The 23,758-nt window shown below is 61.8% G+C and carries 24 protein-coding genes; 14 read left to right on the plus strand and 10 right to left on the minus strand.

What is annotated here, in order from left to right; genetic code table 11:
* Positions 1-11: 11 nt before the first annotated feature.
* Positions 12-935: a LysR family transcriptional regulator gene (locus tag ACMUVN_RS21525; RefSeq protein ID WP_063473750.1), complete on the minus strand. Its 924-nt coding sequence runs from the start codon at positions 933-935 to the stop codon at positions 12-14.
* Positions 936-1,035: 100 nt separating this feature from the next.
* On the opposite strand from ACMUVN_RS21525, the gene ACMUVN_RS21530 reads away from it, so the two are divergent.
* The 14 genes from ACMUVN_RS21530 (at position 1,036) to ACMUVN_RS21595 (ending at position 14,832) form a co-directional block, all read left to right on the plus strand.
* Positions 1,036-2,061, plus strand: coding sequence for a YeiH family protein (locus tag ACMUVN_RS21530; protein WP_063473749.1), 1,026 nt, complete (start codon positions 1,036-1,038; stop codon positions 2,059-2,061).
* Between the two features lie 99 nt (positions 2,062-2,160).
* A complete protein-coding gene (locus ACMUVN_RS21535; protein WP_063473748.1) occupies positions 2,161-3,711 on the plus strand; it encodes an acyl CoA:acetate/3-ketoacid CoA transferase in 1,551 nt (516 codons plus the stop codon).
* Positions 3,708-4,514: an SDR family NAD(P)-dependent oxidoreductase gene (locus ACMUVN_RS21540; RefSeq protein ID WP_063473747.1), complete on the plus strand. Its 807-nt coding sequence runs from the start codon at positions 3,708-3,710 to the stop codon at positions 4,512-4,514. Before ACMUVN_RS21535 ends, ACMUVN_RS21540 begins: the two co-directional genes overlap by 4 nt.
* Positions 4,511-5,362 carry a MaoC family dehydratase gene (locus ACMUVN_RS21545; RefSeq protein ID WP_047619153.1) on the plus strand — a complete coding sequence of 284 codons (852 nt, stop codon included), beginning with the start codon at positions 4,511-4,513 and terminating at the stop codon, positions 5,360-5,362. Before ACMUVN_RS21540 ends, ACMUVN_RS21545 begins: the two co-directional genes overlap by 4 nt.
* Positions 5,359-6,126 (plus strand): histidine utilization repressor, encoded by a 768-nt coding sequence (gene hutC / locus ACMUVN_RS21550; RefSeq protein WP_063473746.1) that lies wholly within the window; start codon positions 5,359-5,361, stop codon positions 6,124-6,126. Before ACMUVN_RS21545 ends, hutC begins: the two co-directional genes overlap by 4 nt.
* The gene (locus ACMUVN_RS21555) at positions 6,123-7,628 is read left to right on the plus strand and encodes an HAL/PAL/TAL family ammonia-lyase (RefSeq protein ID WP_063473745.1); all 1,506 of its coding nucleotides are present in this window, start codon (positions 6,123-6,125) and stop codon (positions 7,626-7,628) included. The genes hutC and ACMUVN_RS21555 overlap by 4 nt, the downstream gene beginning before the upstream one ends.
* A 115-nt stretch (positions 7,629-7,743) precedes the next feature.
* Positions 7,744-8,631, plus strand: a complete 888-nt coding sequence (locus tag ACMUVN_RS21560) for a glycine betaine ABC transporter substrate-binding protein (RefSeq protein WP_097543771.1) — start codon at positions 7,744-7,746, stop codon at positions 8,629-8,631.
* Between the two features lie 121 nt (positions 8,632-8,752).
* The gene (locus ACMUVN_RS21565) at positions 8,753-9,757 is read left to right on the plus strand and encodes an ornithine cyclodeaminase family protein (protein ID WP_063473743.1); all 1,005 of its coding nucleotides are present in this window, start codon (positions 8,753-8,755) and stop codon (positions 9,755-9,757) included.
* Positions 9,758-9,762: 5 nt separating this feature from the next.
* A complete protein-coding gene (locus ACMUVN_RS21570) occupies positions 9,763-10,581 on the plus strand; it encodes a phosphate/phosphite/phosphonate ABC transporter substrate-binding protein (RefSeq protein ID WP_414815440.1) in 819 nt (272 codons plus the stop codon).
* A 37-nt stretch (positions 10,582-10,618) separates the two neighbouring features.
* A complete protein-coding gene (locus ACMUVN_RS21575) occupies positions 10,619-11,251 on the plus strand; it encodes an ABC transporter permease (RefSeq protein ID WP_063473741.1) in 633 nt (210 codons plus the stop codon).
* Positions 11,248-11,883 (plus strand): ABC transporter permease, encoded by a 636-nt coding sequence (locus ACMUVN_RS21580; RefSeq protein WP_047619135.1) that lies wholly within the window; start codon positions 11,248-11,250, stop codon positions 11,881-11,883. The genes ACMUVN_RS21575 and ACMUVN_RS21580 overlap by 4 nt, the downstream gene beginning before the upstream one ends.
* A gap of 22 nt (positions 11,884-11,905) precedes the next feature.
* The gene (locus ACMUVN_RS21585) at positions 11,906-12,847 is read left to right on the plus strand and encodes an ABC transporter ATP-binding protein (RefSeq protein WP_414815441.1); all 942 of its coding nucleotides are present in this window, start codon (positions 11,906-11,908) and stop codon (positions 12,845-12,847) included.
* 281 nt (positions 12,848-13,128) lie between these two features.
* Positions 13,129-14,223, plus strand: a complete 1,095-nt coding sequence (locus ACMUVN_RS21590) for a hypothetical protein (protein WP_063473739.1) — start codon at positions 13,129-13,131, stop codon at positions 14,221-14,223.
* A 162-nt stretch (positions 14,224-14,385) separates the two neighbouring features.
* A complete protein-coding gene (locus ACMUVN_RS21595; protein ID WP_063473738.1) occupies positions 14,386-14,832 on the plus strand; it encodes a GNAT family N-acetyltransferase in 447 nt (148 codons plus the stop codon).
* Positions 14,833-14,922: 90 nt separating this feature from the next.
* Here ACMUVN_RS21595 and ACMUVN_RS21600 read toward each other — a convergent pair whose 3' ends face one another.
* The 9 genes from ACMUVN_RS21600 to ACMUVN_RS21640 form a co-directional block, all read right to left on the minus strand.
* Complete coding sequence (locus ACMUVN_RS21600; protein WP_063473737.1) at positions 14,923-15,666, minus strand: ABC transporter ATP-binding protein; 744 nt, start codon at positions 15,664-15,666, stop codon at positions 14,923-14,925.
* Positions 15,663-16,520: an ABC transporter ATP-binding protein gene (locus ACMUVN_RS21605; RefSeq protein WP_063473736.1), complete on the minus strand. Its 858-nt coding sequence runs from the start codon at positions 16,518-16,520 to the stop codon at positions 15,663-15,665. The genes ACMUVN_RS21600 and ACMUVN_RS21605 overlap by 4 nt, the downstream gene beginning before the upstream one ends.
* Positions 16,517-17,452 carry an ABC transporter permease gene (locus ACMUVN_RS21610; RefSeq protein ID WP_063473735.1) on the minus strand — a complete coding sequence of 312 codons (936 nt, stop codon included), beginning with the start codon at positions 17,450-17,452 and terminating at the stop codon, positions 16,517-16,519. Before ACMUVN_RS21610 ends, ACMUVN_RS21605 begins: the two co-directional genes overlap by 4 nt.
* A gap of 4 nt (positions 17,453-17,456) precedes the next feature.
* Positions 17,457-18,554 (minus strand): ABC transporter permease, encoded by a 1,098-nt coding sequence (locus ACMUVN_RS21615; RefSeq protein ID WP_063473734.1) that lies wholly within the window; start codon positions 18,552-18,554, stop codon positions 17,457-17,459.
* Between the two features lie 5 nt (positions 18,555-18,559).
* Positions 18,560-20,146, minus strand: a complete 1,587-nt coding sequence (locus tag ACMUVN_RS21620; RefSeq protein ID WP_047619113.1) for an ABC transporter substrate-binding protein — start codon at positions 20,144-20,146, stop codon at positions 18,560-18,562.
* Between the two features lie 67 nt (positions 20,147-20,213).
* Positions 20,214-21,167: a dihydrodipicolinate synthase family protein gene (locus tag ACMUVN_RS21625; protein ID WP_047619110.1), complete on the minus strand. Its 954-nt coding sequence runs from the start codon at positions 21,165-21,167 to the stop codon at positions 20,214-20,216.
* A 60-nt stretch (positions 21,168-21,227) separates the two neighbouring features.
* Positions 21,228-22,103 (minus strand): SMP-30/gluconolactonase/LRE family protein, encoded by an 876-nt coding sequence (locus ACMUVN_RS21630; RefSeq protein WP_063473733.1) that lies wholly within the window; start codon positions 22,101-22,103, stop codon positions 21,228-21,230.
* Positions 22,100-22,930, minus strand: coding sequence for an NAD-dependent epimerase/dehydratase family protein (locus ACMUVN_RS21635; protein ID WP_063473732.1), 831 nt, complete (start codon positions 22,928-22,930; stop codon positions 22,100-22,102). The genes ACMUVN_RS21630 and ACMUVN_RS21635 overlap by 4 nt, the downstream gene beginning before the upstream one ends.
* Positions 22,931-22,951: 21 nt before the next feature.
* A complete protein-coding gene (locus ACMUVN_RS21640) occupies positions 22,952-23,665 on the minus strand; it encodes a FadR/GntR family transcriptional regulator (RefSeq protein ID WP_047619104.1) in 714 nt (237 codons plus the stop codon).
* Positions 23,666-23,758: the final 93 nt, after the last annotated feature.

Consider the following 23,758-nt stretch of genomic DNA (forward strand, 5'->3'; position numbering starts at 1 on the left):
CCGCTTTCGATCTAAAGCGCCCAGTCATCCCGATTTTGGACCTCGGCAGCTTTGTCCTCGCTGCAAATCGTTTCCAGCGCCAACGAGGCACGACTGGAGTGTCTCTGTTTGTGCCGCAGGATTGCAAATTGGCGGGACGGCAAAGGGAAGCGCGCCTTAACCAGCAGACCCTGCGTCAAGAGCGGCGCGGCCACGGCGCCGGAAACGACCGTTGCGCAGAGGCCTTCTCTTGCTGCCGATATGACTGCTTCATTCGACGGCAGCTCAAGCGCGACTGTCAGATCTGCGGGGCCGATGCCGAGATTGGAAATCGCCGCCTCGAAAGCCGACCGGGTTCCGGACCCTTTTTCCCGCATGACCCATTTCGTGCCCGAAACCAGCTCCGCCGGGGCGATCGGTTTGCCACGCGCCCAGGGATGGCGCGGACCGACGACGATAAGGAGTTCGTCCTCGGCGAGCGGCCGAATATTCAGCGCCGGTTCGTCAACGCTGCCCTCGACGAAACCGACTTCCGCCAATCCATCGAGAACCGCTTTCGCCGCCGTGGTCGTGTTGCCGATCATCAGCTTGAGGTCGATGCCCGGGTAGCGGACCTTGAAACGCATCAGCATCGCCGGCAGCCAATAGCTTGCGATCGTCTGGCTGGCAAAAACAACGAGCTCACCCTTTTGCAAGCCGCCGAGATCGGACAAGACGAGTGCTGCGGCTTTTGCGCGCGCGAGTGTGGCTCGTGCCTCCCCCAGAAACACCCGCCCTTCATATGTCAGCTCTATGCGGCGTCCGACACGGTGAAAAAGCTCGACGCCATAGGAGGCCTCGAGATTGCGGATGGCCGAACTGACGGCCGACGGCGTGAGGCCGATCGCCGCGGCGGCATTGGTCAGGTGCTCGCGTTCCGCAACCGCAACGAAAATGGAGAGCTGTTCGAAAGTCATGATGCAATCGTTCGATTTTACCGAATGAACTATATTAAACTATTCAATGGAAGTCGACAATTGAGTATGGGACAGTGAAGCATTCCGCAAGGTCTTGCCGATGCTCGTTTCCGCCTCCCGTTCCCCGTCGCTTCCTGCCGTCCTGCCGGGACTTGTCCTTTGTGTGGCGGTCACGCTCATTGCGCAGTTGGTTGAGCAGTTGCAGCTGATGATTTTCGGCGCGCACTGGATCGAGAGCCTCGTGCTGGCCATTCTGATCGGCATTGCCATGCGCTCCTCGGTCCGCCTGCCGCAGACCTTCACTCCCGGCATTCACTTCGCCGCCAAGACGCTTCTCGAGATTGCCGTCGTGTTGCTGGGCGCCTCGCTCAGCACGGCCGCCATCCGGCAGGCCGGACTGCCGCTTGTCGGTGGAATTGCCGTCCTGGTTGCGCTGTCCTTGGCCGGCAGCTTTCTGCTTGGCCGGCTCTTCGGGCTGTCGACCAGCCTGGCGACCTTGGTTGCTTGCGGCAACTCGATCTGCGGCAATTCTGCGATCGCCGCGGCAGCACCTGTGATCGGCGCCAAACCGGACGATATCGCCGCCTCGATAGCCTTTACCGCGCTGCTCGGCGTTGGTGCGGTGCTGACTTTGCCGCTTCTGCATCTGTTCCTGGGTCTCAGCGCCGTACAATATGGCGTTTTCGCAGGGCTGACAGCCTATGCCGTGCCGCAGGTATTGGCGGCGACGGCCTCCGCCGGCGCCGTCAGCACCCAGGTGGGCACGCTCGTCAAGTTGATCCGCGTGATGATGCTCGGCCCCGTCATTCTTGTGCTCGGCGCAGTTCATGGTCGCCGTCCCGGCGGCGCCGCAATCAATCTCCGCCATGTTCTGCCATGGTTCATCCTCGGTTTTGCGGCCATGGCGACGCTTCGTTCGCTCGACGCGATCCCGGCGCCGCTGCTGCCCGCGATGTCGGCTGTATCAGCCGCCTTCACCGTTACTGCCATGGCCGCGTTGGGCCTCTCCGTCGATGTCAGATCCATCGCCCATACCGGCGGTCGGGTCCTCGTCGCGGCGGCGCTGTCGCTGCTGGCTCTGGCGGTGCTTGGGCTTTGCTTGATCGGCCTGCTGAATATCGTCTGAGACGGGGTGGTGTGCCCAAAATACTTGCAAAAATTCCCGTTGCCTTCCAAACGATCAGCGGCTAGCCTGTATATACAGGGCGGAGAAGCAAAGATCGTCATGCGGGTCATCTCTTCACAGCAAGCTGCGGATCTCCTCGAAGACGGGATGACGGTCGCTGCCTCGGGTTTTGGAGGATGCTGCCATCCCGAGGCCATCACGGCCGCGGTGGAGGAGCGTTTCCTCGCCACTGGAAAACCGCGCAAGCTGACACTTCTGTTTGCTGCCAGCACGGGCGATCGTCAGACGCGCGGCATGGGGCATTTCGGCTATGAGGGCCTCGTCGCCCGCGTGATCGCCGGGGGATGGCGGGGAACGCCGCGCCTTGGCAGGCTGGCGATCGAGGAAAAGATCGAAGCGCATTGTTGGCCGCAAGGCGTCATCGCCCAGCTCTATCGGGCGATTGCCGCCGGTCAGCCTGGGGTGATCACCCATATCGGGCTCGGTTCTTTCATGGACCCGCTGCATGGCGGCGGCCGCATGAATGCGACGACGCCGCGAGCGCTTGTCGAGCGCGTGTCGTTGCGCGGCAAGGAATGGCTGCTTTATCCCTCGATGCCGCTCGACTGCGTGCTTTTGCGCGGTACGACGGCCGACGAAGACGGCAACGTCACCCTCGAGGACGAAGCCTTTCCGCTCGACGTGCTCGCCATGGCGCAGGCAGGCCGAAATTCCGGCGGTGTCGTCATCGTGCAGGTCAAGCGGATTGCCGAGCGCGGCTCGCTGCCGCCGGGCGATGTTCGCATCCCGGCGGCGCTGGTCGATTATGTCGTCGTCTGCGAAAATCCGGCCCAGCACGGCGTCAGTTTCGCCGAGACAGACAATATCGCCTATACCGGGCGCGTCCGGATGGCGGTGAGCCGCCTGCACCCGGCGCCGCTGTCGGCCGATAAGATAATTCAGCGCCGTGCCTTCCTGGAGTTGGCGCCGCTCCATCGCCCGACGATCAACCTCGGCATCGGCATTGCCGCCGGGATCGGTCGGATCGCCAGCGAAGAGGGATTCGACGATTATACGGTGACGATCGAATCCGGCGTGATCGGCGGCGTGCCGGCCGAGGAACTGTCCTTCGGCGCTGCCGTCAATCCGACCGCCATCGTCCCACAGGCTTCGCAGTTCGACTTTTACGACGGCGGCGGCCTCGATATCGCCTTTCTCGGCATGGCCGAGGTGGATAGGCACGGTGCGGTCAATGTCAGCCGCTTCAACAATTCCATCGTTGGGGTCGGCGGCTTCACCAATATTTCGCAGACGGCGGGGCGTGTTGTCTATCTCGGCGCATTTTCGGCCGGCGGCGCGGAAATTGCGGTTGCCGACGGCAGCCTCGACATCATCCGGGACGGCAGAGTTTGCAAGATCGTCGACCATGTCGACCAGATCAGTTCGAGCCCGGCCTTTGCGCCGGAAGGGCAGTCGCAGCTCGTCGTCACCGAGCGGGCGGTCTTTCGAGTGATCGACGGATGCCTGATGCTGACGGAGTTTGCCCCCGGCATCGATCTCGCCTCCCATGTTCTCGACCGCCTGCCGAAGGGCGTCGCGGTGTCGGGCCAGCTGAAACAGATGGACGCGCGCCTGTTTGCCACCCACGCCATGAAGGACTTTGCCCCATGAAAATCGATGGAGCCGTCATCATCGTCACGGGCTCGGCAACAGGCGTCGGGGCCGCATGCGTGAAGCAGTTCGCCGAGAGCGGTGCCCGGGTGGTCGTCAATTACAACAGCAGCAACAAAGAGGCCGATGAAACGGCCGATATCTGCCGCAGCCTGGGCGCGGAGGTCGAGATCGTCCAGGCCGACGTTGCCGACGATGCGGCCTGCCGCCGGATGGTCGCGACGGCCGTCAACCGGTGGGGGCGGCTCGACGCCCTGGTGAACAATGCCGCAACGACGGTCAAATCGGATCCTTTCGATCTGGAGACATTGTCGGCCGAAGATTTTCAGAGTGTTTTCGGCGTCAATGTCATCGGCGCCTATCAGATGTGCCGGGCGGCGGTGCCTGTGATGCGTGACAGCGGCGGCGGTGCGATCGTCAATGTCTCATCCAACGTTGCCTTTACCGGCGGCGGCAGTTCGCTTGCCTATACGGCCTCCAAGGGTGCGCTCAATGCGTTGACCCTGGCGCTAGCGCGCACCTGCGGTCCCGATATCCGGGTGAACGCGGTTTGCCCCGGCATCATCGATACGCGCTGGATGCGCGACACGCTCGGGCCGGATGCCTATGGCGCCATTGCCAAGCGATTTTCGGAAACCGCGCCGCTCGGCCGGGTCGCGACACCGGAAGACGTTGCCGGCGCCATTGTCTGGCTTGTTCAGGGGGCAGAGTTCGTCACTGGCGAATTGCTTTCCGTCGACGGCGGCATCCGCCTGTCGGGTGGTGTTCGCAAGCCCGTGGCATCCGGCGGAGCCGCATCGTGACGTTGTCGGCCCAATCCATTCTCGATTTCCCGGTGCCGCAAGCGACGCATGTGGTTACTGCAAGAGATGCCATCCTCTACGCCCTGTCTGTCGGCTACGGCACCAACCCGCTCGACGAAAACCTATTGAACTATGTCTATGAACGCGATCTCGTGACCGCGCCGACCCTTGCCAATGTCGTGGCGCATCCAGGCCCGTGGATGCAGCAGACGGGTGTCGACTGGGCGCGTCTCGTGCATTCCGAGCATCGCCTGACCATCCACCGGCCAGTCCCTCTCGATGTGCCGCTGATCTCCCGGTCGCGCGTCTTGTCGGTGGTCGATCGCGGCCTTGAGAAAGGCATGTTCGTCAGCTTCGAGCGCATGATCGCAACCGTGGACGGTGATGAGCCGATCGCGACGATCGTCCAGACGAACGCCTGCCGCGGTGACGGTGGATGCGGTTCGGCGGGATCGGCGCCTGAACCTCTGTCCAAAGTCCCGGACCGAGAGCCGGACTTCGAATTCAATGTCGACCTCCCTGACAACGCCGCGCTGCTTTATCGCCTGAACGGCGATCTCAATCCGCTGCATGCGGATCCACAGGCAGCCGGCCGAAGCGGCTTCGATCGGCCGATCCTGCATGGGCTGTGCAGCTTCGGTTATGCGGGCTACGCCATCATCGCCGCCATCGATCCAGGCATGAAGATCGGCTTGCGGGCGATCGCGGCGCGGTTCAGCGCGCCGATCTTTCCCGGAGAAACGATCACCCTGCAGATGTGGCGCAACGACGCCGAGATTCGCTTCAGGGGGATCGTTGCGTCACGGGGTGTGACCATCCTCGACAATGGCATGGCGAGGCTGTCATGACGAAAGCGGTCAAACCAGCCGCCCGCGAGGCGCGCCATTATATCAGGATCAAGGAGCAGATCCTGGCCGACATCGCCGAAGGCAAGCTGCAGCCGGGAGACCGGGTATCCTCTGAAAGCGAACTGGTGGCGGCATTCGGCGTCAGCCGCATGACGGCGAACCGCGCGCTGCGGGAATTGATGTTCGAGGGTGTCCTCAAGCGATCCGCCGGGATCGGAACCTTCGTGTCGCCAAAGCACCTCGACGTCGATCTGCTTCAAATCCGCAACATAGCCGACGAAATACTGGAGCGGGGTCACACGCATAAGGCGGCGGTCGTTCAGGCCGGCTCGATGAAGGCGGATGCCAACGTTGCCGACGCGCTCGAACTGACGCTCGGCGCTGAGGTGATGCACTCGCTGATCGTGCACCTGGAAAACGACCAGCCCATTCAGGTCGAGGAGCGCTACGTCAATCCGCTGGTCGCGCCCGACTATCTGTCGACCGATTTCAGCAGCATGACGCCGAACGAATATCTGACGAAGGTGGCGCCGATAACGGCGTTCGAACATATCGTCCAGGCCGTCAAACCGGACACGACGATCCGCAAATATCTTGGCCTGAAGAATGATCACCCTTGCCTGCGCGTCTTTCGAAGGACCTGGTCGGGCGAGGCCGTCGTGACCTGTGCGCTGTTATACTATCCGGGCGCGCAATATCGGCTGGAAGCACGGTCCACCAAGGGTCCCTCGAAGCCCGTCGCCATTCTCGGAGAGAAACAGTGAGCGCCACCCATTCTCCATCGATCACCTTCAGCGCGTCGCCGCCGACGATCGAGGACATCGCAGCAATTGCCCGTCGTCACGCCAGGATCGAAATCTCCGCCGAGGTCGAGGCTCGGATTACGGCGGCGCGCGCCGTCGTCGATCGCTATACGGAAAAGGAGCTGCCGGTTTATGGCCTGACGACAGGACTGGGAGCGGGGGTCGATACACGACTTGCAACGGAAGATCTGGTGGCGTTTCAGATGCGTGTGCCGCAAGCCCGCGCGGTCGGCGTCGGAAAGCCGCTTGCCCAGGAATCCGTGCGGGCGATGATGGCCGTTAGGGCTGCAGGCATGGCGGCGGGCGGCTCCGGCATTTCGCTGAACGTGTTCCGTGGTCTGATCGCCGCCATCAATGCAGATATCCATCCGGTCGTCCCGTCATTGGGCTCGATCGGTGCGGCGGATTTGGCTCCGCTTGCCCATATGAGCCGGGCGCTTCTCGGCTTCGGCGAGATCGAGCTTGGCGGCGAAGTGCTGCCGGCCGCCATCGCCCTGGAAAGGGCCGGCCTGAAACAACTCGAATTGGCGCCGAAGGACGGGCATGCGCTTGTCGTGGCCAACAGTCTCTCCATCGGCCTTGCCTGCCTGGCGCTTGAGGATATCGAGCGGCTCTTCGATTGGTCCCTGAAGGCGATTGCCGTTAATTTCGAAGCGTTCCGGGCCAATGTCAGCGTCTTCGACGATCGCGCTCTCGCTGCCAGACCGGCCTTTGGGCAGCGCCGTGTCGCCGCTCAACTGATGGAACTGCTTTCGGGAAGCTCCTTGCTTGCGGCCGATGCCGCAAGACGTCTCCAGGATCCTTTGAGCTACCGCTGCACGCCGCAGGTCTGGGGCGCGATGAGGCATGCGATCGACGAGGCAAGGCAGGCGACGGAGATAGATCTCGTCAGCTCCAGCGACAATCCTGTCGTCATCGCCTCCGAAGGCGTCATTCTTGCACACGGCAATTTCGACATGACCGCTTTTGTGCTCGCCTGGGAAAGGCTGGGGCAGGCGATGGCGCATTGTGCGGCAGGCACCGCCTATCGGATCATGAAGATCATGTCGCCCGGCATGTCAGACCTCCCGCGCTTCCTGACCCCGATGGGCCAGAGCCGGACCGGTTTTGCGACCGTGCAAAAGACCGTCTCGGCCATGGAAGCCGAAATCCGCCATCTCGCCATGCCGGTTTCGCTTTCGCCCTTTCCCGTCGCCGATGGCGTCGAAGACCAAGCGTCGATGGCGCCGAGCGTTTTGGCAAAGACGCAGGCGATCGTCGAGCGCCTGCGTTATCTCGTTGCCATCGAACTGATTGCCTCGGCCCAGGCCGTCGAGCTGCGCGGCGTCTCAGGCGAATTGGGCAAGGGATCGGCTGAGGCCTATGCTTTCGTCCGCAATCACGTCCCGGCGCTTGATGAGGATCGCGCGCAAGGGCCGGATTTTGCGGCGATCGCCGCATTGATCGGGCTTGGCCCGCTGTAAGCCCGGTTCGCCACTGCCCCACCAAGAAGGGCAGGGCGCCGACCGGTCATGCCGACGGCTATTCTGGGGAACGCCGCCGGTTCGTTCATTGAAAAGTCAACAAGAGGGAATGACTATGAAAAATTGGACAAAGGGCATCCTTGCAGCCGGCATCATGGCAACCGCCATGTTCCAGTCTGCATCCGCAGAGACCATCAAGGTCGGCAGCAAGAATTTCACTGAGCAGTTCATCCTCGCTGAAATGTATTCAGCCGTTCTGGAAAATGCCGGCTTCACCGTCGAGCGCAAGATCAACCTCGGCGGCACGCTGATTGCGCACCAGGCATTGGTGGCCGGCGAGATCGATCTTTATCCGGAATATACCGGCACGGCGCTCGCATCCGTCGTCAAGGGCGAGATGTCGACCGACGCCGACAAGGTCTATACGCAGGTCAAGGACTTCTACGCCAAGCAGTTCAATCTCACATGGCTGAAGCCGAGCGGGATCAACAACGGCTATGTCATCGTCGTCCGGCAAGAAACGGCGCAGGCCAACAATCTGAAGAGCCTGTCGGATCTCGCCAAGGTCTCCAAGACACTGGTCTTCGGCGGCGGCGCCGAATTTCCGGATCGCGCCGACGGCCTGCCCGGCCTGAAGCGCGTCTACGACGCCGAGTTCAAGGAGTTCAAGCAGTTCGCCAAGCTTGGTCTTCGTTACGACGCGCTGGAACAAAAGGATATCGACGTTGCCAATGGTGCGGCGACCGACTGGCAGATCGGCTCGAAGAATCTCGTGCCGCTGGCAGACGACAAGGGTCTGTTTCCGCCCTACTACGTGGCGCCTGTTGTCCGCCAGGACGTGCTGAAGGCCAACCCGAAGGTTGCCGAACTGCTCGAAGCGGTCGGCTCCCATCTCGACAACGAAAAGATGCGGGTCCTCAATGCCAAGGTCGAAACCGATCACGAGGAAGCCAAGGACGTGGCGGTCGATTTCCTCAAGGAAAACGGCCTCCTGCCGAAATGATTGTCATGCCTCCGCGGCCGGATATCAATCCGGCTGCGGTCTGGCGCGGCGATCCATTTAAGGGTTTTTGTTCGAAAATCCGTCCGGTCAGCAGCCGGGCAGGAATATGGAGAAGCGGGAAATGCAGGAAATCTGGATCGATTATCTCAACGCCCTCGATGCCAAGGCGCTGGCGCTGACGAATGACGAGATTCTCGATGCGGTGTCGAAGGCGCTGGATGCGCAGGGCAGGGGTGAAACCGTCATCGAGCCGCGTGTTCATCTTGTGCCGGAGAGCTCCGACAAAGGCCATTTCAACGTGCTTCGCGGCTACGTCAAAGCGCTGAATTATGCCGGCGTCAAAGTCGTCGGCGACTTCGTCGACAACTACAAGGTCGATCTGCCTTCGGAGCTTGCGGTCCTCAACCTGTTCGACCCGAACACCGGCGTGCCGAAGGCCATCATCGACGCAACTGATATCACCGACATGCGCACCGGGGCCGTCACCGCTCTTGGCGCAAAATATCTCGCCCGCAAGGACAGCAAGATTCTCGGCCATATCGGTGCGCGCGGAACCTCTTACTGGAATGTCCGGCTTCTCGACCATCTCTTCGACTTCGAGGAAATCCGCGTGCATTCGCGCCGGCCGGAAAGTCGGGATGCCTTCGCCAAGCGTCTTGAGGCGGATCTCGGCAAGAAGATCATCGTCACCGACAATTGGGAGGATTGCCTCAAGGGCGCCGACATCATGGTCGAGGCGAGCCGCCTGCCGGAACCGGCGCCGCTGTTCAAGACGGAATGGGTGAAGAAGGGCGCCTTCGTCGTGCCCTATGGCACGATGAGCGCGCTTGAATTCGATCTCACCGACATCATGGACAAGGTCGTCGTCGACGATTGGGGACAATGCGGCCCCGGCAAGCCGTTCGGAGCGCTTCGCCGTCACGTCGACGAGCGCAAGGTGACGGCCGAGAACCTGCATGCCGAAATCGGCCAGATCGTCTGCGGCATGAAGCCCGGCCGCGAAAGTGACGAGGAGACGATCCTGTTCTGGCACCGCGGCCTCAGCACCACCGACGTGGCGCTCGGCGCCGCCATGGTCGACAAGGCAAGAGAGATGAACATCGGCCAGCGGCTGCGGTTCGCATAGTTGCCATGGTGATGTCCAAGCCGATCGCCTGTTCGAGAATGTATAATCTCAGTCCGCGCATTCGCGGCCTGTGGGATGCGTTGTTTGCGCTGGTCAGCGTGCAGTCCGGCATTGAGCTCGAGATCATCGCTCATGCAGCACCGGCGCCGCTGTCGGAGCTATGGGCGAGGCCGGACATGGGGCTGGTCTTTATGTGCGGCTATCCGTTTTCGCGTATGCCCGAGGGCGCCAGGCCGACTGCCCTTGCTGCACCCGTTTCGAGCGAGGCATGGTCTTTGGACCAGCCGCTCTATGCCAGCCACATTCTCGTCGCCTCCACCGGGGCGGTGAACGAGGTAGCGGATCTCGCTGTGGCCCGCTGGGGCTGGACCGTGCGCGATTCCCAATCGGGCTACCACGCGGCGCGTTCTTTTCTTGCCGACCGGTTTGCCGGGAAAGTGAAGCAGAGCATGACGGTCGGGCCGCTGCTCAACCCGTCAGGCATCGTCGCCGCCCTCGAGGACGGCAGGATCGATGCGGGTGCGATCGATGCTTACGCCTTCCAATTGTTGTCGATGCACGAAACCGATGCGATCGATGGTCTTCGTATTCTGGCGACGACCGATCCGCTTCCCGCGCCGCTATTGGTTGCCGCGCAAACCTTGCCTGCGGACATCGCCACAGCATTACAGCAAAGCCTCGTGACGTTGCATGAAACGCGTGAGGGAGCGGCGGTTTTGGAACGGCTCGGCCTCCGGCGATTTTCGACGGTCGTTCCCCCGGCCTACGATAGTCTGCCGCTAAGAGCCGACGACGCCGATCGCAGATTGGGGATCACATGGTAGACAGCCGAACGAGCGCTCGGATGCGGAGGTTTCGACGATGAAATGGGTCCCCAAACATCTCGACCGGCTCTTCGACGCGCTGTTGGAGCACCTCTATCTCGTTTTTTCCTCGGTCGGCATTGCCCTGGTGATCTCGCTGATCGTCGGGATATGGGCGGCGAGGCGGCCGCGGAGTTTTGCGGCCATCGTCATCTTCACCGGCATCCTGTTCGCCGTGCCGAGCCTGGCGCTGTTTGCGCTTCTGATCCCCATCATGGGCATCGGGGCGGCACCCGCCATAACCGGTCTTGCCGCCTACTCGCTGATGATCCTGATCCGCAATATCGGCATGGGATTTCAGGCTATTCCGCGTGACATATTGGAAGCTGCTGATGGCATGGGCTACGGCACGGCACGGCGGATCTGGGAAGTAGAACTGCCGCTGGCCATGCCCTATATCGTCGGCGGCATCCGCATCGCCATGGTGACGGTCATCGGCATCGCCACCGTTGCCGCCTATATCAATGCCGGCGGGCTCGGCGTCATCATTTTCGAAGGCATCGACCAGCGCTTTCCCGAAAAGATCATCGCCGGCGGGCTGCTGACGTCATGTCTGGCGCTCTTTGCCGACTGCTGTTTTGCCTCCTTCGAAAGGCTGCTGCGCCGGCGCAGCGGGGGGAAGCCGGCATGATCGTGATCGATGCATTCAGCTGGATCTTCAACAATTCCGGCACCTTCTTCAACGCGTTCAATCGCCATCTTCTGATGTGCGCCCTCTCGCTCGGCATCGCCTTCGTCATCGCCGTGCCGCTCGGATTTGTCGTCGCACGGGCACCACGCGCCGCCTTTGCGGTGGTCAATATAGCCGGCGCCTTGCGCTCCATCCCGAGCCTGGCGATCCTGTCGGCGACGATGCCTTTTCTCGGCATCGGATTGCTGCCGTCGGTGATCGCCCTCATCGTCCTGGCCGTGCCGCCGCTATTGTTGAACACGATCATTGGCATCCGCGAGATCGACGCCTCGGTGATCGATGCGGCGGATGGAATGGGCATGAGCGCCGGACAGATGCTGTGGGAGATCGAACTTCCCCTGGCCGTTCCCGCGATTCTGTCGGGCGTCAGGACGAGCGCCATCCAGGTCATCGGCGGGGCGGCGCTGGCCTCTTTCATCGGCGGCGGCGGGCTTGGCGATTTCATCAATGCCGGCATTGCGATCATGAACATGCCGCGCCTTCTTGTCGGAGCGGTGCCGATTGCCCTGCTCGCAATCTTTGCGGAATTGGCCTTCGGCGCCCTGGAGCGCCTCTTCACTCAACGGCGCTGAGCGGCCGAAAGCGGATATCAGGATGATTCATCTCGATCATGTTACCAAGAACTACGACGGAAGCGGCCAGCATGCGGTCGACAACCTCGATCTCCTGATCGAGACTGGTACGACGGTTGCCCTGATCGGTCCTTCGGGCTGCGGCAAAACCACGACCATGCGGATGATCAATCAGTTGGAGACCCCGACGACGGGACGTGTGCTGGTCGACGGCAGGGATATCGCCCGGGTCGACCAGAAGGAGCTGCGCCGCAGCATCGGCTATGTCATCCAGCAGGTCGGTCTGTTTCCGCATATGTCGATCGCACGCAATGTCGCGACCGTCCCGCGGCTTCTCGGCTGGGAAAAGGCGCGCAGCAATCGCCGCGTCGACGAACTCCTGGATCTCGTCGGTCTTGATCCGGCCATCATGCGGCAGCGTCTGCCGCATGAATTGTCAGGCGGGCAGCGCCAGCGCGTCGGTTTCGCGCGTGCACTCGCAGCCGACCCCGCAATCATGCTGATGGACGAACCGTTCGGCGCGATCGATCCGATCACCCGCGTCCGGCTTCAGGACGAATTCCGCGATATTTTGAGGAAGGTGAAGAAAACCGTCGTCATCGTCACGCATGACCTCGATGAGGCTATCAAGATGGGCGATCGCATTGCGATCATGCGGGATGGCCGCCTCCTTCAATATGATAGCCCGCAGGAAATCCTTGCGCGTCCCGTCAACGAATTCGTCGAGAGTTTCCTCGGCCCCGACCGAGCCATAAAGAGGCTCAGCTTGATTGCCGTATCGACGATCATGACCGCGCCGGAACCGTCCAACGGCGATGCCGAGATCGCCGCTGACGCCACGGTTCACGATGCCTTGGCGGTCATCCTCTCCGGTGAGATGCCGGGCCTGCATGTCAGGTCAGCCGATGGGACGCTTGCGGGATATCTGTCGCGAGACACCTTGTTGCGCGCCAATCGGCTGTAGAGCTCACCTGCTAAGCAGATGCGAGCGCAGCGCCGAGGACACGAACCATCGATATTGGAGCGCAACTCACCGACTCGCTCGCGGTGCGCGAAGGGATCAACATGCCAATGCTACCCACGCGCGCTGAAAGGGATTGCCGATCGCCCGCCTCAGGCTGTAGATCGGTATCACACAATGGGATTGTGTGAAGCCGGTCGCAACGGCGTCAACGCCGCTCATTCATCATCGGCTGTCTGAAGCTTTACCAGCGCGCTGCGCTGTCACATAAGGGGTCGACGCCATTGTCTTCGCTTGTTCTTCCTAGTCGCCCGCTTTCGTTGGCGCGCAACGTCATCTCCACGCCAAATGCTTACTTCTGGTCAACGCCTATCATCCTGGCACTGGCTATCTTTCTCTTCGTTTCGGCAGCGCCAGGCGTGATCCGCGATTTCCAGATCAGCCAGAACCCCTTGGTGCTCGAAAACGGCGATGTGCAAAACGGGCGATGCACGACGCGCAAAGCCATCTTCACGGATTGCGAAGCACGCCTTGTCTACAATTACGGCGGACGGGACTACGACACCGAGGTCGAGGTCATGTTCGTCGATTTCCATACCGGCGACTATGAAACTGGCCTTGTGATCTCAGCCGATCATCCGGAACTCGCGACGATGAGCCTCGGTCTGGATATGCTCTGGAACCGGATCATCACGCTGACTGTGTTTGTCATCCTGCTTGGCGGCATGAGCCTGGGTATGATTTTTCTCGGTATCCGCATTTGGCGGGTCAAGGGCCAACTGCGCCGGCCTGCCATGCTGACCCCTGTCCCGGTCGAGGTGACCGCATTCGACCGCAAACGCGGCGTCCTTTCCATCACCTATAATGACAAGATCGCCGCCGACAAAACGGGGCGATCGGCTTACACGCGCATGAAGAATGGAGAAGAGCCGCTCATCGTCGGTGAAGCCAAGGGCAAAGCGATCGGACTGGCTGTCAGGCACGGCAATACTGCTCTTCCGGTGCTTCTGGACGATCGTCTGCAGCGCGTCGAGCTTACGAATGATGAGCGTGCCGCCGCTCTTGCATCTCTTGCGTCTCAGCAAGAAGGCGATCGGAATGCGACGGTCTTGGTCGAAGAGCCCAAAAAGGCGGTATCGATCTGGAAGCGGCTGCAGATTTTCTTCGGTGTGTTGCTCCTGATCGTCGTCGGTGTGGTCGGCTTCTGGCTTTGGTACGTCACGAGCTCCACGACACAATTTCAATCGCCTGGCATGGATATCAACAATCTCATGCCGGCGCCGTTGAACGAGTGGGGATGCCAGCAGCTCAAGAAGCGGTTCGATCAGGATCGTGCGCCGTTTGGTTGCGTCGCTGACGATTACACAAGTTGGAAATAGGGACTTTCAATGGCGGGCTCAGCCGGGAGGACTGGCTCGGCCTGCCTGGCGCCTAGCCATTTTGGGGATAAGCTCGGAAAAAATCTGCGGATGCAGGCAACACACCATTGCGAAACCAACCGCGCTCGGCAAATGTCACCTCACGTAGCGTGAGACAAGTTCATGTCATTTCGGATCGAACGTCTGGTTGAAAAACACGTCAGCGGCGCGGCCGACGTATTGGTAAGAGCCTATGCCCTGCCGCCGTGGAACGAGAGCTGGTCCCTTGAGGCGGCTGCGGAAAATGTGACCTATGTGCTTGAAACCCCTAGATCGGTTGCGCTGGCGGCGGTTGATGAAGGCAAGGTGCTCGGGATTGCGCTGGGCGTACGACAGCGGCGCCACACCGGCCCGGTGATTTACTTGGACGAGCTTTCAGTGCAACCCGACGCACAGGGTAAGGGAATAGGCACTGCTCTGCTTTCTGCAATGTTTGAAACAGCCAAAGCTGAAGGGTGTAATAGCGTCTGGCTGATCTCGCAGCGAGGTGGGGCGCTGTCGGAGTTCTATCAGCGTTGCGGATTTGCTATGAGAGACGAGCTTGGCCTGTACTCCAGATCGAGCGGATAGTGCTGGATTGGGAGTCTCTGATCCGCCATTGACGATCCTGAGGATGGCGGGCCTGCGACGACGTCGAGCCGCCGCGCATCGATCGAGAATTTACGCCTTTCCATACATCTGGCTCGCCCGCAGCAGGCGTTGCGAATAGGGATGCTCGACCGCGCCTCTGCGCAGGGCTGCGATATCGACCTGTTCGACGATCTCGCCGGCTTCCATAATGGCGACGCGGCTGCACATATGGGAGACGACGGCGAGATCATGGCTGACGAGCAGATAGGTGAGGCCGCGTTCCCGACGCAAATCCTGAAGGAGATTGAGGATTTCGGCCTGAACCGACACGTCGAGCGCAGATGTCGGTTCGTCGAGAAGCAGAACATCCGGGTCCAGCATCAGGGCGCGGGCGATCGCCACACGCTGCCGCTGTCCGCCGGACAGCTGGTGCGGAAATCGGTAGCTCAGCGCCGGATCGAGGCCGACCGATCTCAGGACGGCATTCACGTCGACGGAATTCGTATCCAGTCCCTGGTTGCGCAGCGGCTCTTTCAGCTGCGAGCGGATGGTTTTGCGCGGGTGGAGCGACCCGTAGGGGTCCTGGAACACCATCTGCACCCGGCGGAAGAACGGCCGGCTGCGCTGCCGGTCCAGCGTCTCGCCCTGGAGCGAGATCCGGCCGTCATAATTGGCGTTGAGGCCGGAAAGCGCCCTGAGCACGGTGGATTTTCCGCAGCCGGACTCGCCGACCAGGCCGAAGGCCGTGCCGCTCTCGATGGCGAGGCTGATGTCTCTGACGACGGGTCGCTGGCCATGCCCGAAACGGATCGTGAGATTGTCGATCTTGATCACCGCGGCGCCTCCAATACGGGTTCGTCGAGCCAGGCCGGATCGCGTTTGAGGATCGGCAGCCGGGCAGGGGGATTGTCGATCGTCGGCAGGGATGCGAGCAGCCCTTGCGTATAGGGGTGTCTGGCCTTGTCGAGATCGCGCGCCTCGAGCACTTCGACGACCCGCCCCGCATACATGATGAGGACGCGATCGCAGAAATTCCTGATCAGATTGAGGTCGTGACTGATGAAGATCAGGCCGAGATTGCGGCGTAGCACGAGCTCGTCGAGCAGCGCCAGGATTTCGAGCCTTACCGTCACGTCGAGTGCCGACGTCGGCTCGTCGGCGATCAGCACTTCGGGTTCGGCGATCAGCATCATGGCGATCATCGCGCGCTGGCCCATCCCGCCGGAGATTTCGTGCGGATAAAGGCGGGCCACGCGCTCGGGATCGCGAATCTGGACGGCTTCGAGCATATCGAGCGCTTGGCGGGAGGTCTGCTTGGTGCTCGCCTTGGGATGATGGAAACGATAGGTTTCGGCGATCTGTTCGCCGATCCGCATGACAGGATTGAGCGAATATTTCGGGTCCTGCAGGATGAGCCCGATCCGCCGCCCCCTGATCGTCATCATCGTTTTCTCGTTTGCCTTGAGCAGATCCACGTCGCGAAAGCGCATCCGCTCGGCATTGACGATCGCGGTCGGCGGTAAGAGCTTCATGATCGCCCGCCCGACAGTGGATTTTCCCGATCCGGATTCACCGACGATCCCGAGTTTTTCCTGTCCGAGCGCGAAGCTGACGCCGCGCACGGCCCGCACCTGTCCACCGCCGAAGGCGATTTCGAGGTTTCGAATATCGATCAAGGGCTCGGTCATTCTGAACCTCGGGGATCAAGCACATCGCGGAGCGCATCGCCGACGAGGTTGAAGGCGAGGCTGACTAGCGCAATGGCAATGCCGGGTGCGGCGATGACCCAGGGGCTGTCGAGCATGAACTCACGGCCGCTCGCGGCCATCGAGCCCCATTCCGGCCATGGCGGCTGCGCACCGAGGCCGAGGAAGCCGAGACCAGCGGCGGTGATGATGATGCCGGCCATATTGAGGGTGACGCGGACGATCACCGAGGGAATGCACATCGGCAGGATGTGGCGGGTGATGATTGCGATTGAGCTCGCGCCCTGCAGGCGCACGGCGGCGATATAGTCCGCCTTGCGAAGGCTGAGCGTTTCGGCCCGCGCGAGGCGCGCGATCGGCGGCCAGGCCGTCAGCGAAATTGCGATGATTGCGTTGGTGATGCCCGGTCCGAGCGCTGCGGCAAAACCGAGCGCCAGCACCAGCCCGGGGAAAGACAGGAAAATGTCGGTGACGCGCATCAGGATTTCATCGATGATGCCGCCGAAATAACCTGAGACGGTGCCGATCAGCAGGCCGAGCGGGGCGACGATGATCGTGACGAGCATGATGATGTAGAGCGTCGTGCGGGCGCCATAGATCACCCGGGAGAACACATCGCGGCCGAAATTGTCGGTGCCGAGCCAATGGCTTGCCGATGGCGCGGCAAGCCGCCCGGCCATGTCCTGGACGATCGGATCGTAGCTCGTCAGCAAGGGGGCGGCCGTCGCTACCACGATCAGCAGCACGATGATGGCGAGTCCGGCGAGGCCAAGCGGGTGCAGGCTGAATTTCAGCCAGCCCTGATGGATTTGCTGCGCGGACGATTGAAACCAGCCTCGCGGCTCCGGCGCGAGCAGCCATTTGCGAAAGCCGCCGGTGTCAACGCTGTCTGCGTGCTCAGAGGAAATCGTCATGGCGTCACCGTGTCCTCGGATCAAGAATGCGATAGAGGAAGTCCGACAGGATATTGATCGTCAGGAAGACGGCGCCGATCGTCAGCACCGAGCCCATGACGACATTCATGTCATTCATCTGCAGCCCTCGGGTCAGGTACTGGCCGAGCCCCGGCCATCCGAAAACCGTTTCGATCAGCACCGCTCCTTCGAGCAGCCCACCGAAGGTCAGCGCCATGATCGTCAAAAGCTGCACGCGGATGTTCTTGAAGGCATGGCGCCAGACGACCTTGCGGGTGCCGAGCCCCTTTGCCCGCGCAGTGATGATGTATTCCTGGCTGAGCTGCTCCAGCATGAAGCTGCGCGACATGCGGCTGATATAGGCGACGGAATAATAGCCGAGGATCGCCGCCGGCAGGATGATGTGGCCGAGAGCGTTGTGAAACACGTCCCATTGCTGCTGCAGCGCTGCGTCGATCAGGAGAAAGCCGGTCATGGGTGTGACGAGACCTTCGTAGAAGACGTCGATGCGGCCGGATGCGCCGACGAGCTTGAGCTTGGCATAGAAGATGAAGAGCGCCATCAGCCCGGTCCAGAAGATCGGAATGGAATGGCCGGCAAGGGCGACGATGCGGGCGACGTGGTCGATGACAGTTCCGCGTCTGACGGCAGCCGTGATCCCCAGGGGAACGCCGATGATGGCGCCGATGATCATGGCGATGACCGCAAGCTCGATGGTGGCGGGAAAGATCGTCATGAGGTCGGTGAGGATTGGTTGGCCGGTCGTCGCCGAGGTGCCGAGATCGCCTGTCGCGATCTTCCCGACATAGGCGAGGAACTGCATCCAGACGGGTTGCCCGAGCCCCAGCTCATGATAGACGCGATCATAAACCTCCTTGCTGACCTCCGCTCCGGTGATGGCGAGCACCGGGTCGGCAGGCAGCAGACGACCCATCGAAAAGGTCAGGAAGAGAAGGCCGAGCAGCGTCGTCACCACAGCCACGACCCGCCCTGCCAAGCGCCGCAACAGGTTCACCAGAGGGTGCGGGGCCGCCTCGGCGAACCCGCCCTCCGCAGAACGGGTGCCGCTCTCCCGCTTCGATGTCAGATCGGCGCTCGCCACGCGTTCTACTCCTTGGTCACGTCGTGCCAGCGCGTCGACCAGGTCGTGTGCCCGTGATAGTTCTTGACGTTGGCGCGCGTGACATAGGGGTCGGTTCGCTGGAAGAAGATGACGAGCGGCGAGGCCATGCCGGCATAGATGCCGTCCATCTTCTTGAAGATGTCAGTGCGCTTGCCCGTATCGCGCTCCTTCATCGATTGGTCGACGAGTGTGTTGAGCTCGTCCACTTTCATGCCGGCGCGCCAGAGATAATAGCTGCCGAGACGCGCCTCGTCGCTGTTGTCGGGATTGTAGGCATATTGCGTGGCGACAGCGAAAGGATCAGGCAGTCGGGCGCCGGAATTGCCGAGCAGCACCTCGTATTTCCGCTCGCGGAAGGCGGGCGTGAATTCGCCGGGCACGAGATCGAGATCGAGGCCGGCAGCACGGGCGCTCGCCTGCAGCGCTTCGGCGAAGGGCAGTGTCGCCGCGCCCGATGGATTGAGCACCTTCTTCAGGCCATTGGGGTAGCCGGCTTCCGCCAGCAGCTGTTTGGCTTTGGCAGGATCATAGTCGTAGTGGGAGGCAGCTTCCTCGGGCGCGCCGATCATGCCGCGCGGGATCATCGACTGCCAGGGAAAACCGGTATAGCGCATGATGTTGCCGGAGATCGCCTTCCAGTCGAAAGCATGCTGGAAGGCCTCGCGAACCTTCGGCTTCTGCAGATCCGGGTCTTTTTGGTTGAGGGCGATGTAATAGAAGCCCAGACCCGGAACGCTCTCGATCACCACGTCCTTGTTGTTGGACAGGGCATCGAGGTCGCCGCTTGCCAGATACTGGCCGACATCGACATCTCCGGCTTCGAGCTGCAGTCTGAGGTTGCCGGATTCTGGGATATGCCGAGCGACGACGCGGGCCATGGCCGGCTTGCCGCCCCAGTAGTTCGGCTGCGCGTTGAAGATCGCAACATCGTTCGGCCGCCATTGCGCCAGCGCGAACGGGCCGCTGCCGGCAGAATTGGCAGAAAGCCAGGCGCCGCCGAAGTCGCCGTTTGCCTCATGCGAGAGTGCCGTCTTCTTGTCGATGATGCCGATCGACGAGCCGGCTAGCGAATAGAGCACCAGATCGGTGTTCACGGCCTGCGGCAGCTCGATCTCAAGCGTGTGTTCGTCCTTTGCCCGAACGAGCTTTTCGACGTTGTCTGATGTGAAGCCCCAGAGCGCGACATCGGTGGAGCCGACCTGGCCCATCTTGATAACGCGCTGGATCGACCAGGCGGCATCATCGGCTGTTACCTTGTTGCCGCTCTGGAAGACCGCGTCGTCGCGCAATGTCAGCGTGATGATCTTGCCGTCCGCCGAGACGCTCCATTGCGTCGCGAGCATCGGCTTCAGCGTTTTTAGATCGTCCGGTGACAGTTGCACGAGGTTGTCGTAGAGATTGGAGATCAGCTCGGAAACCGTGCGGGCATTGTTCTGGGCCGGATCGAGCGTTCTTATGCCGGTGAGATTCGTGCCGATGACCAGCATGTTTGGCGGCGATGCAGCCCAGCTCGGCTGTGCCGCCGTCAGGGCGCCCGTTATCGCGATCGTTGTCAGTAGCTGTTTCAGCATCTCAAGACCTCCCAATCCTGTGGCGCGGCCATGCCGGCACCTGTTGCTTGCGGAAATAATGTCGGCCTCAGACGGCGGCCTTTGAAGTCTCCTGCCGGTTCGGATCCGTTTGAACATTGCCCTCGGCCTCCCAGCTTCGAAGCAGCCGATGAAGTTCCTCGCGGTCATGCTGGTCGAGCAGCGGCAAGCCCGGCACACGCACCGGGCCGACATCGAGACCGGAATAGCTGACCGCCTCTTTCACGACGGTCACGTTGGCGCCGTTGCGGAATTTGGTCCGCATCCGCTCGAATGGTTCGAGCTTGTTGACGATCGCTCGTGCCGCGGCGAAATCGCCATTTTCAAGCGCATCGTGGACGGCAAGCGAGAGCTTCGGTGCAACATTGACGAGACCGGAAGTGAAGCCGCGCGCACCGGCTGCGGTGAATGTCGGCGCCCAGCTTTCTGCCAGGCCGCAGACGAACAGTGCACCGGCCGGGTCGGCGGCCGGGATCGCTCGCGACAGCAGCATCAGATCGGTCGTCGCAAACTTGATACCGGCAATATTGCCGTGATTTGCGAGCCGAACGATCTCTGCGACACTGAAACCCTCGGCCCTGACATACGCGACCAGCGGCAGGGCGGAAGCATCCGCAAGATTGCAGAAATAGTCGATCTGGGCCGAAGGGGCCGCAAAAGGATCGACGGGCTGATGCGACATCACGGCGGAGGCGCCGATGCGGGCCGCGTCCTTTGCCATGCCGACCGCCTCGCGCAGCGACCGGCCGATCGCCGCCGTCACCGGCGCCTTGCCGTCGACACCTGACACCGCCGCCTCGTGGACGATCCTGATCTCCTCAGGCGTCAACGCATAAAATTCCCCGGTATTGCCGGCGGCAACGATGTTGTGGATGCCTGCTGCCGCCACCCGCTCATAGACCTTCGCCGTGATCCGGGGGTCGACTTCGCCGCTGCCGTCATAGGCGGTGACGGGAACACCCGATACGCCTGTGAGCGCCTTGCGCATGATTGCGATGCTCATCTTTCTTCCCCCTTAGCTTTCCATCAATCCGCCGTCACCCGACGGGTGATCGGCACGCTGTCATCCGAAACGGAAGGGCGCCAAGCCCTCTGCGTCCGCGTCGAAGGCGATGACCGTTCCCGCCTCGAAGCGTCCAGTGCGGTCGGTCGACAGGCTCGTGACGTAGAGGGTGCGCAGATCCGGCCCTCCGAAACACGGCATGGTCGGTGCGGCGACCGGCAGAATGTAGATCTCGACGATTTCGCCGTCGGGCGATATCCGGTTGAGGCGACCGGCGGATACGCCGGCGCTCCAGTAAAAGCCGTCACGATCGATGGCCGCTCCGTCCGGCCGCCCGTCGTCTTCCGTGAAGCTGCGAAGCCGGCGTCCTTCGCCGATTTCGCCCGTCGCCGGATTGAAATCGAATGCCTGCAGGAAACATTGCCGGCTGTCGGAGTGATACATCCGCCGGCCATCCGGCGACCAGGCAAGACCGTTGGAGCTCGTCAGTCCCGTTGCCACCGTCCGCGCGCTGCCGTCGGCGCCAACCCGGAAAAGAGCGGCGTCGTTTACTTGCGGCTTGGCTTCGCTGATCGAGCCGACCCAGAAGTGTCGGTCGGGACCGACCTTGCCATCGTTGAGGCGGCCATTGATGTGGCGCCCGACCGGATCGCACAGGAACTCGAGATCGCCCGAGGCGGGCTCGAAGAGGTGGACGCCTGTCTGGAGGCCCACGACGATCCTGTTGTCACGGCAGAGCCCGAGGCTGCCGACCGGAGCCGGCATGTCGAAGCGGTCGACCTTCCCTTGCGCGGAGATGCGGACAACTGCCGGCGCCAGGATATCGACGAGCCACAGCGTGCCGGTCCGCTCGTCCCATACCGGGGATTCACCGACCGTCAGCGGTTGCTGGATCACGGAACGGACGTCCGGGCGGATGATGCGCGGTGCCGTCATGGAACCATCTCCAGGCTCTCGGCCAAGCCCTCGGCGTCCCGCATGCGGATGGTGCCGTCGTGATTGATCTCACAGAAGCCGCCACCCTGGAACGCAAGCGCCACCGGCCCTTCGGATCCCTGCTCGATGCGGGCATGGTCGCGTGGCCGGTCCTGTGGCTGGTAGCCGAGCCTCGCTGCCAGTTCGTTGTCCCACCATTTCTCGTCGGTGTCAGAAACGCCATAGACCACCGTCGCGGCGATCGACGGGTGCGACAGGCCGATCCTGACCAATTGCGCCAGGTCTCGTGCGCTGATCCAGATCGCGACGGATCGCTCGCTGTTGGGATAGGTGCCGGCATTGCCGATGCGGATCGAAAGGGAGCGAATGCCCGATGTGTCGTAGTAGAGCCCCGCCACCAGTTCGCCCCAGCATTTGGAAAGCCCATAAGGGCTGTCCGGGCGCATCGGATCGAGCGGCGAGACGAGCTGGCCGCGCGGATAAAAGCCGGTGGCATGATTGCTCGAGGCATAGACGACCCTGGGAATTTTGTTGATCCGCGCCGCCTCGTAGAGATTGTAGGTTCCCAGCACATTGGCCTGCAGGATGGCGTTCATATCGATGCCGCTTGCAATGCCCGCCAGGTGGACGATGCCGTCGATATCTTCAAGCGCAGCGGTGGCCTCATCGACATTGGCGAGATCGGCCTTCACGAAATGCTCGTTTTCGCCAAGCCCGGCAGGCTCCTCGAGATCGATCAGGCGCAGATGCTCGACATGCGAGCGAAGCAGCGGGCGCAGCAGCGTTCCGACACGTCCGGCGGCACCCGTCACAGCGACCCGTTTCATCGTTCTTCCTCCCATTCTCGCTCAAACGCCCTGGAACATGCGGGCGCGAGCATTCAGTATGTGTCTCTTCATCGCATCGTGAGCGTCGGTTTCCCGCCGCGCGAAGATCGCCTCCACGATCACCGCATGCTCATCCTGGACGCTGCGAATCTGCTCCAGCGTTCGTTTCAAGCTCAGGCTTCGTGTCACGGAATGCCCGATGGCGAAATGCGGCCTGAACCATTCACGAACGGTGATGTGGAACTGGTTGCCGGTCGCCATGGCGATGGCATCATGCAGTGCCTGGTCTTCCTCAGCGCCAAGCTCCCCGTTGCGAAGGCATTGCTCGATCGCAAGAAGCGCTGCCGTTATCCGCTCCCTGTCATCCGGCTGCCAGTTTCGTGCGGCAAGCTCCGCAGCCTCGGCTTCGAGGCCGGCGCGGAATTCGAAAAAGCGCTGGACATCGGCGAGCGAGCCGACCGGCACCATTTTCAGCATCGACGAATCCGGCCTTTGCCGAACATAGGAACCGGATCCCTTGCGCGAAACGACCAGGCCATCGGCTCTTAAACGTTCGAGCGCCTCACGCACGACGGGCCTCGAGGCGCCGAAATCCGCGGCGAGCTTCGTTTCCGACGGCAGTCGTTCGTTCACCGGAAAGTTGCCGTCGGCGATCATCCCCACGATCTTCTCGTAGATGATGTCGCTGAAGCGCGTTGCGCCTCTGTTGGAAACGGCGTCGACTGCGAAAGTCATTATGGTCCTTTTCTCTCAAGCCACGCGGCGCCCCACGTACTCCCTGTCGCCGATCGTGAGGTCTTCTGTGTGGCCTACAGAATCTGACAGATC

This window comes from Rhizobium sp. IY2, assembly GCF_047532935.1.
GTDB lineage: Bacteria > Pseudomonadota > Alphaproteobacteria > Rhizobiales > Rhizobiaceae > Rhizobium > Rhizobium anhuiense.

Excerpts from the sequence above, each read along its gene's own strand:
- ACMUVN_RS21525 (WP_063473750.1), bottom strand. The coding sequence starts at position 935 with ATGACTTTCGAACAGCTCTCCATTTTCGTTGCGGTTGCGGAACGCGAG.
- ACMUVN_RS21530 (WP_063473749.1), top strand. The coding sequence starts at position 1,036 with ATGCTCGTTTCCGCCTCCCGTTCCCCGTCGCTTCCTGCCGTCCTGCCG.
- ACMUVN_RS21535 (WP_063473748.1), top strand. The coding sequence starts at position 2,161 with ATGCGGGTCATCTCTTCACAGCAAGCTGCGGATCTCCTCGAAGACGGG.
- ACMUVN_RS21540 (WP_063473747.1), top strand. The coding sequence starts at position 3,708 with ATGAAAATCGATGGAGCCGTCATCATCGTCACGGGCTCGGCAACAGGC.
- hutC (WP_063473746.1), top strand. The coding sequence starts at position 5,359 with ATGACGAAAGCGGTCAAACCAGCCGCCCGCGAGGCGCGCCATTATATC.
- ACMUVN_RS21560 (WP_097543771.1), top strand. The coding sequence starts at position 7,744 with ATGAAAAATTGGACAAAGGGCATCCTTGCAGCCGGCATCATGGCAACC.
- ACMUVN_RS21565 (WP_063473743.1), top strand. The coding sequence starts at position 8,753 with ATGCAGGAAATCTGGATCGATTATCTCAACGCCCTCGATGCCAAGGCG.
- ACMUVN_RS21570 (WP_414815440.1), top strand. The coding sequence starts at position 9,763 with ATGGTGATGTCCAAGCCGATCGCCTGTTCGAGAATGTATAATCTCAGT.
- ACMUVN_RS21575 (WP_063473741.1), top strand. The coding sequence starts at position 10,619 with ATGAAATGGGTCCCCAAACATCTCGACCGGCTCTTCGACGCGCTGTTG.
- ACMUVN_RS21580 (WP_047619135.1), top strand. The coding sequence starts at position 11,248 with ATGATCGTGATCGATGCATTCAGCTGGATCTTCAACAATTCCGGCACC.
- ACMUVN_RS21585 (WP_414815441.1), top strand. The coding sequence starts at position 11,906 with ATGATTCATCTCGATCATGTTACCAAGAACTACGACGGAAGCGGCCAG.
- ACMUVN_RS21595 (WP_063473738.1), top strand. The coding sequence starts at position 14,386 with ATGTCATTTCGGATCGAACGTCTGGTTGAAAAACACGTCAGCGGCGCG.
- ACMUVN_RS21605 (WP_063473736.1), bottom strand. The coding sequence starts at position 16,520 with ATGACCGAGCCCTTGATCGATATTCGAAACCTCGAAATCGCCTTCGGC.
- ACMUVN_RS21610 (WP_063473735.1), bottom strand. The coding sequence starts at position 17,452 with ATGACGATTTCCTCTGAGCACGCAGACAGCGTTGACACCGGCGGCTTT.
- ACMUVN_RS21620 (WP_047619113.1), bottom strand. The coding sequence starts at position 20,146 with ATGCTGAAACAGCTACTGACAACGATCGCGATAACGGGCGCCCTGACG.
- ACMUVN_RS21625 (WP_047619110.1), bottom strand. The coding sequence starts at position 21,167 with ATGAGCATCGCAATCATGCGCAAGGCGCTCACAGGCGTATCGGGTGTT.
- ACMUVN_RS21630 (WP_063473733.1), bottom strand. The coding sequence starts at position 22,103 with ATGACGGCACCGCGCATCATCCGCCCGGACGTCCGTTCCGTGATCCAG.
- ACMUVN_RS21635 (WP_063473732.1), bottom strand. The coding sequence starts at position 22,930 with ATGAAACGGGTCGCTGTGACGGGTGCCGCCGGACGTGTCGGAACGCTG.
- ACMUVN_RS21640 (WP_047619104.1), bottom strand. The coding sequence starts at position 23,665 with ATGACTTTCGCAGTCGACGCCGTTTCCAACAGAGGCGCAACGCGCTTC.